The sequence below is a fragment of the Peribacillus tepidiphilus genome (genome assembly GCF_009466385.1).
Taxonomy (GTDB): Bacteria; Bacillota; Bacilli; order Bacillales; family DSM-1321; genus Bacillus_BN; species Bacillus_BN tepidiphilus.
Map to the genome: position 1 here is coordinate 100,000 of NZ_WIAQ01000007.1, position 12,006 is coordinate 112,005.

Here is a 12,006-nt window from a genome sequence, read left to right on the forward strand (position 1 = left end):
TTAAAACGTCTATATAAGTATGGAAAATGGGTTGGGTGTTAAAATTTTGATTGAATCGTGATAAATGAGAATATGGGCTCCGTTTTTTCAATTGTTTTACAAATGATAGGATATTGGGATTATGATCTATTCATTGGAAAATTAGGATAAAAACCTTAGAGTATAACGTTTGTATAACAAATTTCATATTTTTTAAAAAAGGTATTTTTTTTTCAAAGTTTCATGTATAATAAACTATAGAAATTACTTTTTTAAATTAATTTCAATTTAGTAATAGTGTAAGAGTATAGCCCAGTGTCATTAAACGTACAAAGATTTTCCCAGCATAGATCAAAGATTCTATAATAAGGGAGTGTGAATATAATGGTTACATTGTATACATCACCTAGTTGCACTTCATGCAGAAAAGCAAAGGCTTGGTTAGAAGAAAATGAAATTCCTTACGTTGAGAGAAACATTTTCTCTGAGCCACTGTCCATCGAAGAAATTAAAGAAATTCTTCGCATGACAGAGGATGGAACAGACGAAATCATTTCAACAAGATCAAAAACCTTTCAAAAGTTAAATGTTAATTTAGAAACCTTGCCGCTTCAAGAGCTTTATAAGCTTATAAAAGATAACCCTGGACTACTTCGCAGACCAATCATTCTTGATGAAAAACGTCTTCAAGTAGGGTACAATGAAGATGAAATCAGACGTTTCTTACCAAGAAAAGTCCGTACATTCCATCTTCGTGAAGCACAGCGAATGGTTAACTAATATTTAGTCCTTGTCTTTAAGACGAGGGCTTTTTTGTATAAAGGGAATCCCCTTAGGCATATAATTGTTTTTTGTAAATTGATGCATTTTCATTTCCTTCTGTAGCGATTTATCATAAAATAAAGTAAAATAAAAGGAAATACCTATTCAATGATTAATATTAAATTATTAAGGGTATTGTTATATAATAAAGTTTAATTTCGGGGGTAATTCCCTTCAAAATACAGTGAAGAAGGGAGAGGGAATGAATGGAGATCGAAAGAATAAATGAGCATACGGTGAAGTTTTACATTTCTTACATGGATATAGAGGAAAGAGGCTTTGATCGCGATGAAATCTGGTATAATCGCGAAAAAAGTGAGGAGCTCTTTTGGGAAATGATGGATGAAATTAATCACGAAGAAGATTTTTCCATTGAAGGTCCGTTATGGATACAGGTACAAGCCTTAGACAGAGGCCTTGAAGTCTTAGTGACGAAGGCTCATTTAAGTAAGGATTTACAAGCTTCTTTTGATGAAGAAAAACTCAAGGATCTGCCTGTTGATGACCGAATTGAATCCCTTCTCGACCAGCATTTTAAACCAAAATCTACTGATTCTGATCATTCTGAATTTGAAGATGAGCCGCTTGATTTCGTCCTCATGTTCAATGATATTGAAGATGTGATTTCTTTAAGTAAGCGGAGCGGGCTCGAAGGTTTCCAAACAAAGCTCTATTCCTTTGAAGGTAAATACTATCTCTATGTTGAGTTTGTGGAAGAGGAGATTGAAGAAGAGGACATTGATAATATATTAAGCATTCTTTTGGAATATGGTCATGAATCACAGCTAACGATTCATAGATTAGAGGAATATGGAAAAGTCATTATCCAAGAGGATGTATTCAATAAATTGAATCAATATTTCTAATCATAGATGATCAGCCGATTTCTCATGAGAAATCGGTTTTTTATATATAGAATAAATAAGCCCAATTAAAACAAATAGGTATAGATTGAATATAAAATATAATTTATGATTAACTAAGGTAAATTATGTAAGTCCATATTTAGTTTTTTCCATTTGTTTGCTTTGGTTTTGAGGTGAGTGGAATGAAGAATACAGTTAGGTTAGGCATTTTTATCGTTTTATTATGTATTATTTGGTACTTGTTGAAGGATCATGTGCAAGGAGGATTTTTTGGTTTTTTTAGTTTACTTATTACATTTTCTTCCATTGTAATGGGTTTTGTCATATTTCTTGAAAACCGGCATCCAACCCAAACGTTGACGTGGCTTGTCGTTTTCGGTGCATTCCCGTTATTAGGCTTCATTTTTTATTTATTATTTGGGCGCAATTATCGCAAGGAAAAAATGTATCGTAAAAAATATTTTTTGGATAAGCAAGCGTTTTTAAAAATTGAAGGTGAGCGAGATGTCAGTGAAAAAAAACTGAATGAAATAGGTGAACATAATCGGAAGCTGTTTCATTTAGCACAAAAATTAGGGAATAGTCCAATTTCTTTTGCTACAGAAACGAAAGTTCTCACAAATGGTGATGAAACGTTTTCTCATATTCTTGAATCATTAAAAAACGCAAAGCATCATATTCATATCCAGTATTATATTGTTCGTGATGATCATATTGGGAGAGAGATTAAATCCATTTTAATGGATCGGGCAAAGAACGGTGTTAAGGTTCGTTTTTTATACGATGCGGTGGGATCCTGGACGTTGCCTAAGGCTTATATTAAAGATTTGCGAAATGCAGGGGTTGAAGTGGCTCCGTTTGGTCCTGTTAAACTTCCTTTTTTAAACAATAAATTTAACTTCAGAAACCATAGAAAAATTATCGTCATTGATGGGGATATAGGCTTTGTTGGAGGCTTGAATATCGGGGATGAATATTTAGGACGAAGTAAAAGCTTTGGTTTTTGGCGGGACACGCATTTAATGGCTAAAGGAGAAGCCGTACGTTCTCTGCAGCTTATATTTCTCCAAGATTGGTACTATAGTACAAACCATAGTTTTTTGACAGATGAGTATTTATCGCCTAGCCTTCCGCTTGAGCATAAACATGGCGGTGTGCAAATGATTGCAGGTGGTCCGGATAATGAGTGGAGTGTTATTAAAGATATTTTCTTTTCTATGATCACTTCTGCCAAAGAATCCGTCTGGATTGCTTCTCCTTATTTTATCCCTGATGAGGATATATTCCAGGCCTTGAAGGTAGCTGCATTAAGCGGTGTAGACGTTCGACTTCTTGTTCCTCAAAATCCTGATAAATGGATCGTTTGGCATGCTTCTCGATCCTATTTTCCTGATTTATTGGAAGCCGGAGTCAGAATTTTTGCATATAAACGAGGATTTTTGCACAGCAAAATTGTCATCATTGATAAGGAGCTAGCTTCAATCGGTACATCCAATATGGATATGAGAAGCTTTCATTTGAATTTTGAAGTAAATGCGTTTTTATATAAAACAAACAGTACGAAAAAGCTAGTTCAGGACTATTTGGATGATTTAAAAGAGGCACAAGAGCTTTTCATTGACTCCTTTAATAAAAGACATATCGGGATCAAGATTCTTGAATCCTTTTGCAGATTACTTTCGCCATTGTTATAGAGATTAGGCTGTCCTATACATCCATTCCTAACTCAATATTAAAAAATTGAGGTAAGACTGATGGAACTGGAAACTTATGGACAGCCTGTTTTTTGTGAAAAAGAGGAATTCTGAGTTTAAGTAGCGAATGATCATAGCAGGAGGTGACGTCATGCTCGTAGCAAGAAGAAAAAACGGCGAGTTGATTATTGTAAAGAGAGAACTACCCACAAAAATGGTCCAAGAACTAAGGAAGGAGTTATTGTATTGTCCTTGTTGTAATCAAAAGGTCATTCTCAAGTTTGGTACGGTTAAGATCCCTCATTTTTCCCACATAGCACATGCTGAATGCAGAGCAGCCTCAGAATCAGAAACCCAGTTACATTTAGAAGGAAAGTGGCAGCTTTACGAGTGGTTGAAAAGGCAACAACTCAATCCCCAGTTAGAATATTTCTTACCTACTACTCATCAAAGATCCGATCTATTTTTTGAAAAAGACGATAGAAAATACGCGATTGAATTTCAATGCTCTGTCATTCCGAAAGAAGAAGTTGTTTTACGGACTAAAAAGTATCTAGAAGCAGGGATTTCCCCCATTTGGATTCTTTCTCACACTTTTTTGAAAAGAAAAAACGGTGGAGAAATCCATCTGTCTGAATTTCTTTGGACTTTTCTTACAGGAAGCCTTGAAGCCCCTCATCTTTTCTTTTTTTCACCCGAAACGCAGCTGCTGACAAAACTTCAAAACCCATATTCTTTTTCCTCAAGAGTGATCTTCCCTCTCATCACATCAAAATCGATTGGCCCCATTTTATGGACTGACTTATTTAAAGAGACCAAAGTTCAATCTTCCGCTTATATTAAACCATGGTTAAAGAAAAAAGAGCATTGGAAAAGGTGTGCACACCTTTCTGCAGGTTCACACCATACATTTTTTAACTCCATGTATCTTTCAGGTCTGTCACCATCAACACTCCCAAATGAAATCGGAATACCTGTTCAGTATGGCTACCTTATTGAAACACCGCCGATCCAATGGCAATTTTGGATTTGGTATGATGTTTTGAGGAAAAAAGAAACAGGGAGTTATTTTTCTTTGTTGGAATTGAAAAAGGCAGTTATGAATAGGGTAGAAAAAGGGGATATTAAACTACGCAACTTACCGTTCATGCTACCTCAAGATGTGATGAGACCAGTCGAAGAATATTTTTCTTTACTTGCCGGACTTGGAGTAATCCAAAGGCTTACACAACATAAGCACCAGGTGTTAAAAAAGCTTTCCCCTTCAACTATACTAAATGAAGAGGAACAGAAAATGTTTCATGAAACATTGAAGCATGTTATCCTAAAACATATAAAAACATAGTGGAAATGCAGGAATTTTTCTCGAAATCAAGAAATAGTAGGAAGTAGGAATTTTTTGATAGATTGGAGGATCACGATGACACAGGAAACAAAAGCAAAAACATTACCTGCTCGAAATGAAATTGCCATAGAGGATACTTGGAGGCTTGAAGATATTTTTGCAACAGATGAAGACTGGGAAAAAGAATTCAGTCTGGTTAAGGAAGAAATTAAGAAAGCTCAATCATTTAAAGGGACATTAGGAGAAAGTGCAGATCAGCTATATGCTGCTCTGCAATTTCAGGATTCTTTAACGGAGCGTTTAGGTAAGCTATATGCATATGCTCACATGAGATACGATCAAGATACGACCAATTCCTTTTATCAAGGTATGGATGACCGAATTAAGACCGTCTATACTCAGGCTTCAAGTGAGCTATCTTACATAGTCCCTGAAATCTTAAGTATCGAGGAAGAAAAACTCAAACAATTCTTGCAGGAAAAAGAAGAGCTGAGATTATATGAGCATGCTCTAGATGAAATCAATCTTCAGCGTCCTCACGTGCTTTCCGCTGAACAGGAGGCGCTGCTTGCACAGGCTTCAGAGGTCATGAATGCTTCTAGCAATACATTTGGCATGCTGAACAATGCAGATCTTGAGTTTCCATCCATAAAGGACGAGGATGGTGAGGAGGTTCAGATCACACATGGTCGTTACATTCGCTTCCTCGAAAGTGAAGATCGACGTGTGCGCGAGGATGCCTTTAAAGCCGTTTATGAAACGTACGGCAAGTTCCAGAACACATTTGCCAGTACATTAGCGGGCACTGTGAAAAAAGATAACTTCAATGCAAAGGTTCGTCATTATAACTCTGCCCGTCATGCTGCTTTAAGCAACAATAATATCCCGGAATCTGTTTACGACAATCTTGTGAACACTGTAAATAAAAATCTTCATTTACTGCATCGCTATGTGGACCTTCGCAAAAAGGTGCTTGGTATTGAAGAGCTCCATATGTACGATTTGTATACACCGCTTGTAAAAGATGTAAAAATGAAGGTAACATATGATGAGGCAAAGGAATATCTTTTAAAAGGACTTGCGCCACTTGGAGAAGAATATGTGAACGTGTTAAAGGAAGGATTCAATAACCGCTGGGTTGATGTTCACGAAAATAAAGGAAAACGAAGCGGGGCGTATTCATCTGGTGCGTATGGAACCAATCCGTATATATTGATGAACTGGCAGGACAACGTAAATAATCTATTTACGCTTGCCCATGAATTCGGGCACTCTGTCCATAGCTATTATACGAGAAAATATCAGCCGTATCCGTACGGGAATTATTCGATATTTGTAGCGGAAGTTGCTTCGACCTGCAATGAAAACCTATTAAATGATTATTTGTTAAAAACAATTGACGATGACAAGAAGCGCCTATATCTCCTCAATCATTATTTAGAAGGATTCCGAGGCACAGTTTTCCGTCAAACCATGTTTGCTGAATTCGAACATCTAATCCATATGAAGGCTCAAGAAGGAGAGGCATTGACAGCTGAGCTTTTAACAAAAGAATATTACGCCTTAAACAAAAAATACTTTGGCGATAACATTCATATTGATGAAGAAATCGGTCTTGAGTGGGCACGCATTCCTCACTTCTATTACAACTATTATGTTTATCAGTATGCTACAGGCTTCAGTGCTGCTACAGCATTAAGCAAGCAAATCCTAGAAGAAGGCCAGCCTGCTGTCGAACGATACATTGAATTCTTGAAGGCTGGTAGCTCGGATTATCCAATTGAAGTGCTCAAAAAAGCTGGTGTAGACATGACAAAGGCCGAACCAATCAAAGATGCACTAAAAGTATTCGAAGAAAAACTAACGGAAATGGAAGAGTTATTGAAATAAGAAGAGAACTGACTCATCCCCCTATGGCGTATAGACCATAGGAGGGGTGAGTCAGTTTTATTATTGTTGTTGAAGGATCTACATTTGATTGTGTAATCGGAAAGCTTTTGATGGATGGCTGATCATTTAAGCTGACGACCGAACTATTGTTCTTAACGACCGAAATAATTGAGCTGACGACCGATATAATTGAGCTAACGGCCGATATAATTGGTTGACGACCGATATAATTGAGCTGACGACCGAAATATTGTTCTTAATGACCGATATAATTGAACTGACGGCCGAAATAATTGAGCTGACGACCGAAATAATTGGCTGACGACCGAAATAATTGGCTGACGACCGAAATAATTGGCTGATGACCGATATAATTGAACTGACGACCGAAATAATTGGCTGATGACCGAAATAATTGGCTGATGACCGATATAATTGAACTGACGACCGAAATAATTGAGCTGACGACCGATATAATTGAACTGACGACCGAAATAATTGAGCTGACGACCGAAATAATTGGCTGACGACCGATATAATTGAACTGATGACCGATATAATTGAACTGACGACCGAAATAATTGAGCTGACGACCGATATAATTGGCTGACGACCGAAATATTGTTCTTAACGACCGATATATATTAGCTGACGGTCGAAATATTCCTCTTAACGACCGATATTTTGAACTAATGGACGATATAATATACATAAAAGTCAGCAGAATGGTAGATCTATCATGCAAAGTATCCGTTATATCCCGTAGATTATCCGATATTTATATAGAGTAAATTCTCCCTACCTTCTTAGCAGAAAATTTTTATTTTAAAATATGATTCCTTTCATTAAAACCCTCTAAATCTATTCCGGTGGGTGAGTGAGAAAAGGAAGCAAAAGATGCTAAAGAATAGAAAGGGAGTACTTATAAAGAGTGGGAACATCTCCATTAAAGCAAGTAAATGTGTAAAAAAAGCGACAATTATTAGGACAAGGAAAGAAAATAAAGCCAGCTTACTCATAGGAACCTCCTTTTAAAAATGCTTGTTTCTATAAAATACGGTCTCAGTCATGACTTTATTCTTAGAATTTGACAATATTGTGAAATAACTAACAATCTATTGAAAAGGGCAGCTTACATCTGATATATTATGAGTGTGAAGTTGATCACAAGCAAACATATACCCCTTTGTTTGACCGTGAAAAATTTCTCCCATCCCCTTTGTTCGTATGAATAGAAAAAACCCTGCCAATCCCTGCAGGGTTTTTTCACTTTTTTTGCCTCATCCCTTTAAAAAACCTCCCCCTTTTGGACTTCGGAAGGGGAAGAGCATTTTTCCATGAGAAACATGTTTTACCAATGTTTGTTTGGATGACCCGCGCAACTCAGCTCCATCCTATCTCCATGAAATCTATGCCTCACCAATATATCTCCAAAAAGTTCCGTATTTAGCAGGAATCCTTTCAACAATCTGTCGCAGGACAAGTTTTTTCATTTCAAGTTCCACATCTGATTCTTTCATGTCGTAGACAACTGCAATTTCCTTTGTAGCGACTAAAGTATAATACCGTATGAAGGTTTCCAATGGAGGCAAAGGAGAAGGTGTAGGTGTCTCAGAAAGGATTTCTTCCAAAATCGTTACATAAACCTCATACGGATAGACTCCTGTTACTTTTATTCCTTCATCCTCAATATTTTGATTAAAGAAAACGACGGTTGGAATTTCCGTTACTTCCATCTCTGTCGTGATCTTTAAGTCACATTGAAACGCTTTTGCTGCAGCATGGGAGTGGATGTCTCTCAAAAATTCTTCTACATCCAGTCCGACTGTACGGGCGCACTCCGTTAAAACGGGCATTTCAGAAATGTTTTGCTTTTCCAAGAAAAGCAGCTCTTGCAGCTTTCTCAAGAAACGAATACCTAAGCGTCTTCCTTGAAGCTCAGCTGCCTTTATGGCAATCGAAGCGTTATAAGGAGTGGAGATGGGATTTTGGAGCCATAGGCTTCCGTCACAAGACATGCCAGTTCTGCTGGCAGTCTTTTCCCAGACTTCCGCAATCCCTTCGTAGCTTTTACTGCCTTTACTATTCAAATTGGCTAATTTTCCGCTCAAAACATGCTTTATGCTAAAGTATTTACCATATTGGACCTGAAGCTTTTTTAAATAAGGTTCCATTGCCCAGCATTCAGGGCAAAGAGGATCAATAAATACATAAATTTCGACAGGTTTTTTGGTGGAGTTTGAACAAAGCTGGGTTTGAAACCAATCGGAAAAACTAATAACGGGCTTTTGAGAACTCAACTGCTTTCTCCTTTCTGGCTAAGAAAGTTAACCTGTTTAATCCATAAATTTATGACATGGTCTTTAAGAATTAATCAAGTCATCATAAGGTTTCTGGTGTGTTTATCATGTGTTGGGCAGTTAGTGACAGTCTATGAAATATAAATTCCCGGATTTCCCCGGTTAAATGGACCTCATCCATTGCCTCACTCATACAGGAAAGCCATGCTTCTGCTCGAGCCGGAGTCACTTCAAATGGCATATGTCTCGCTCTTAACATAGGATGTCCATGCTCTTCAGTATATAAAGATGGGCCTCCTAAATATTGTGTTAAAAATTGCTTTTGCTTTCTTGCAGTTTCTGTTAAATCTTCAGGGAAAATAGGTGATAAAAGCGGATGTTTGCTCACTTTATCATAAAAACAGTCAATCAGCTCGTACAATTTTTCCTGTCCAATTGCTTCATATGGTGTGAGTGGTTTCTCGGTCATAATCTATACTCCTTCAGCGATTCTGTAAAGTTATTGTAACAACAGAAAGGTAATATCTCAAACATCTAGCTTACAGGTAAATGTAAAATGATTCCTCACAATAAAAAGCACTCGGGATTTTCACCGAATGCTTCGTTGTAGACAAATGATTTTTTTTGCTTTGGTCAGCTCAAATACATGTTCAATACTTTTTTTACATAATTCTTCGTTTCTCTGAATGGTGGAATACCATTATATTTATCAACATTTCCAGGCCCGGCGTTATAGGCTGCAAGTGCTAGCTCGATATTTCCGTCATATTTATCAAGCATTTGGCGAAGATACTTGCTTCCTCCCATAATATTTTCGACAGGATCAAAAACATTTCTTACACCAAGCCATTTTGCCGTAGAGGGCATGAGCTGCATAAGTCCTGAGGCACCAGTATGACTTCTTGCATTCGGATTAAAATTGGATTCCTGCTGGATGACAGAAGTAATCAATTTTTCAGGTAAATGGTATTTTTCTGCAGCCTGTTTGATCATCTCTTCAAAATTATTTACAGAAGCCTTTGCACCATCCTTCACTTCATCCAAGGTGTTCAATACTGGCTGAACAAGGTCCGTTAACATATTTTGTGAATGATCTTTGTACGTGTCAAGGATTTCAACTACCTCTTTAACGCTTCCTAATGTTGACATAAGTGGGTTGGAATCATTGCTGTCTGATTGATTCAAAAAATCTGCGAGAATCTGTTGAAACATTCCTTCAGTCGAAGATCCTTGAGACCTATTTGTAGAGCCTGTCATATTTTGAAGTGCTTGTAATTCGATTAATGTTTTCAATTCATTTACTTTCAATCTTCTCACCTCATGGAGAAAAGGTACTGGTTACTTTTCTAATTTAAATTTTTGCTTATAGAATCGTTTAATTTTATTTTCGGTCGTTCTTAAAGGAATGTGAAGTTCTTTTAATAAATTTAAAAAATCTTCATACCCTTTTTTTTCATCAGGAACTTCATATTCTAACTCAAAGTCTTCCACCCCGAGATAAAAGCTATGGTCCACCACTAATAAGCCGTTACGATATTGGATTTCAGCTCTCTTTGTTGTCAAGGTTCCAAAAAAGATGATGTCCTGAACGGAAACACCCATATTTTCAATCAACTCACTGATTTTCCCGGAAAGCTTTTGTTTATTATGTAAATAAGATAGGGCCTTCTCCTCGTCTAATCGTTCATTGCTTTCTAATAAGCCGTTTGGGTGAGGCTGTTTCAAGGTCATTTCATAACAGCCCTTTTTCTTTCGGATTCGAAGGGCAGAGCCTTTTTCCTTTAAGGAGAAGGAGGGAGTATCAAAATAATGATTCTCCTGAGTGATAAAATGTTCCTCTGATAATTGAAAATGATTGGTGATTCGCATGAATTCTTCTTTGGTGAGCATATTCTTAAATTCAATTTCAAGGTTTTGGTTCATCGTACCCTTCCTTTCTGTTATAGAAATGATTGTACCATTAGTTGAGCCTCCTGCTCTACAGTCTGTTTCCAATTGCTTCAAATTTACGAAATCTTGAAATGATGTGGTAAAATGAAAATGTTAATATGGGAGGTTTTGTCATGCGAAAGAAATTACAAGTAAAATCGATCGAAATAAATAAGGAAAAGTTATTTTTACATCTTGATCAAACCTATTCTTTGGAAGGGGTTACCCCGAAGGAACAGATGTTAGCTGATTCAGATGGATTGGCTTTTATATACATAGCAGAAGAAAAGGATGAATATATTTATATTTCGATACCGGAAAAAGTATGGCCACAGCTTAAAAAAGGACTGGAATCCGATTATTCCGTTTTTCTTAAGGGGTCAGAACAGGATTTGGAGCTTACAGGATTTAACGAAGAATTAAGGTATTTGGTTTCTAATATTGAAGGAAATAGCAATTATGGAGAAGAAATGGTAAATAAGGTAGAAAACATCTTTAAGTAGCAGGTTCAGATAGGTGGTGTTGTCGCATGGTGAATTGGGATGACTTTTTAGCGCCCTATAAGCAAGCGGTTGAGGAGCTAAAGGTAAAATTAAAGGGAATGAGAACACAATTTGAAAGGGAAAATACCCATTCCCCCATTGAATTTGTAACAGGCAGAGTAAAGCCGGTTGCGAGCATTCTCGATAAGGCAGCTAGCAAGAATATTCCGCTTGAGAGGATCGACCAGGAAATACAGGATATTGCAGGCTTGAGGATGATGTGCCAGTTTGTAGACGACATAATGAAGGTGGTTCAGTTATTAAGACAGCGAAATGATTTTGAAATCGTAGAAGAAAGAGATTATATTTCTCATAAAAAAGCCAGTGGGTATCGCTCCTATCATGTTGTTATTCGCTATCCTGTTCAAACGATTCATGGGGAGAAAAAAATTTTGGTTGAAATTCAAATTAGGACTCTTGCCATGAATTTTTGGGCAACGATTGAGCATTCCTTAAATTATAAGTATAAAGGGCAATTTCCAGAGGATATTCGTCTTCGTTTGAAACGAGCGGCAGAGGCGGCATTTCTGCTAGATGAGGAAATGTCTAAAATCCGCTTTGAAATTCAGGAAGCCCAAAGAGTTTTTTTACGAAAACTAGAAGGACAGGAAGAGTAAGCCTTGTCTTTTAACATAATTG

The 12,006-nt window shown here is 37.0% G+C and carries 12 protein-coding genes; 7 read left to right on the forward strand and 5 right to left on the reverse strand.

The window, feature by feature from the left end; genetic code table 11:
* Positions 1 to 363: 363 nt before the first annotated feature.
* From spxA to pepF, 5 genes are all read left to right on the forward strand, one after another.
* Positions 364 to 759 (forward strand): transcriptional regulator SpxA, encoded by a 396-nt coding sequence (spxA, locus tag GD441_RS06525; protein WP_153124941.1) that lies wholly within the window; start codon positions 364 to 366, stop codon positions 757 to 759.
* Positions 760 to 1,007: 248 nt separating this feature from the next.
* On the forward strand, positions 1,008 to 1,667 hold the full coding sequence (gene mecA, locus GD441_RS06530) for an adaptor protein MecA (RefSeq protein ID WP_153124943.1): 660 nt from the start codon (positions 1,008 to 1,010) through the stop codon (positions 1,665 to 1,667).
* 182 nt (positions 1,668 to 1,849) lie between these two features.
* A complete protein-coding gene (cls, locus tag GD441_RS06535) occupies positions 1,850 to 3,361 on the forward strand; it encodes a cardiolipin synthase (RefSeq protein ID WP_153124945.1) in 1,512 nt (503 codons plus the stop codon).
* A 151-nt stretch (positions 3,362 to 3,512) separates the two neighbouring features.
* Entirely contained in the window at positions 3,513 to 4,706 is a 1,194-nt protein-coding gene (locus GD441_RS06540; protein WP_191992115.1) for a competence protein CoiA, read from the forward strand.
* 75 nt (positions 4,707 to 4,781) lie between these two features.
* Positions 4,782 to 6,596, forward strand: a complete 1,815-nt coding sequence (gene pepF / locus GD441_RS06545; RefSeq protein ID WP_153124948.1) for an oligoendopeptidase F — start codon at positions 4,782 to 4,784, stop codon at positions 6,594 to 6,596.
* Positions 6,597 to 6,852: 256 nt separating this feature from the next.
* Here the strand turns inward: pepF and GD441_RS06550 are convergent, their stop codons facing one another.
* From GD441_RS06550 to GD441_RS06570, 5 genes are all read right to left on the reverse strand, one after another.
* Positions 6,853 to 7,341: a hypothetical protein gene (locus tag GD441_RS06550; protein ID WP_153124951.1), complete on the reverse strand. Its 489-nt coding sequence runs from the start codon at positions 7,339 to 7,341 to the stop codon at positions 6,853 to 6,855.
* 664 nt (positions 7,342 to 8,005) lie between these two features.
* Entirely contained in the window at positions 8,006 to 8,896 is an 891-nt protein-coding gene (locus GD441_RS06555; protein ID WP_420849659.1) for a ClpXP adapter SpxH family protein, read from the reverse strand.
* Positions 8,897 to 8,978: 82 nt separating this feature from the next.
* Positions 8,979 to 9,365 (reverse strand): globin domain-containing protein, encoded by a 387-nt coding sequence (locus tag GD441_RS06560; protein WP_153124953.1) that lies wholly within the window; start codon positions 9,363 to 9,365, stop codon positions 8,979 to 8,981.
* A 164-nt stretch (positions 9,366 to 9,529) separates the two neighbouring features.
* Positions 9,530 to 10,204, reverse strand: coding sequence for a lytic transglycosylase domain-containing protein (locus tag GD441_RS06565; protein ID WP_225434154.1), 675 nt, complete (start codon positions 10,202 to 10,204; stop codon positions 9,530 to 9,532).
* A 30-nt stretch (positions 10,205 to 10,234) separates the two neighbouring features.
* Complete coding sequence (locus GD441_RS06570) at positions 10,235 to 10,819, reverse strand: CYTH domain-containing protein (protein ID WP_153125040.1); 585 nt, start codon at positions 10,817 to 10,819, stop codon at positions 10,235 to 10,237.
* Between the two features lie 140 nt (positions 10,820 to 10,959).
* Between GD441_RS06570 and GD441_RS06575 the strand changes: the two genes are divergently transcribed.
* Together GD441_RS06575 and yjbM are read left to right on the forward strand one after the other, a co-directional pair.
* A complete protein-coding gene (locus GD441_RS06575; protein WP_153124955.1) occupies positions 10,960 to 11,328 on the forward strand; it encodes a UPF0738 family protein in 369 nt (122 codons plus the stop codon).
* Between the two features lie 26 nt (positions 11,329 to 11,354).
* Positions 11,355 to 11,984 carry a GTP diphosphokinase gene (gene yjbM / locus GD441_RS06580; RefSeq protein WP_153124956.1) on the forward strand — a complete coding sequence of 210 codons (630 nt, stop codon included), beginning with the start codon at positions 11,355 to 11,357 and terminating at the stop codon, positions 11,982 to 11,984.
* Positions 11,985 to 12,006: the final 22 nt, after the last annotated feature.

Excerpts from the sequence above, each read along its gene's own strand:
- spxA (WP_153124941.1), top strand. The coding sequence starts at position 364 with ATGGTTACATTGTATACATCACCTAGTTGCACTTCATGCAGAAAAGCA.
- mecA (WP_153124943.1), top strand. The coding sequence starts at position 1,008 with ATGGAGATCGAAAGAATAAATGAGCATACGGTGAAGTTTTACATTTCT.
- cls (WP_153124945.1), top strand. The coding sequence starts at position 1,850 with ATGAAGAATACAGTTAGGTTAGGCATTTTTATCGTTTTATTATGTATT.
- GD441_RS06540 (WP_191992115.1), top strand. The coding sequence starts at position 3,513 with ATGCTCGTAGCAAGAAGAAAAAACGGCGAGTTGATTATTGTAAAGAGA.
- pepF (WP_153124948.1), top strand. The coding sequence starts at position 4,782 with ATGACACAGGAAACAAAAGCAAAAACATTACCTGCTCGAAATGAAATT.
- GD441_RS06560 (WP_153124953.1), bottom strand. The coding sequence starts at position 9,365 with ATGACCGAGAAACCACTCACACCATATGAAGCAATTGGACAGGAAAAA.
- GD441_RS06570 (WP_153125040.1), bottom strand. The coding sequence starts at position 10,819 with ATGAACCAAAACCTTGAAATTGAATTTAAGAATATGCTCACCAAAGAA.
- GD441_RS06575 (WP_153124955.1), top strand. The coding sequence starts at position 10,960 with ATGCGAAAGAAATTACAAGTAAAATCGATCGAAATAAATAAGGAAAAG.
- yjbM (WP_153124956.1), top strand. The coding sequence starts at position 11,355 with ATGGTGAATTGGGATGACTTTTTAGCGCCCTATAAGCAAGCGGTTGAG.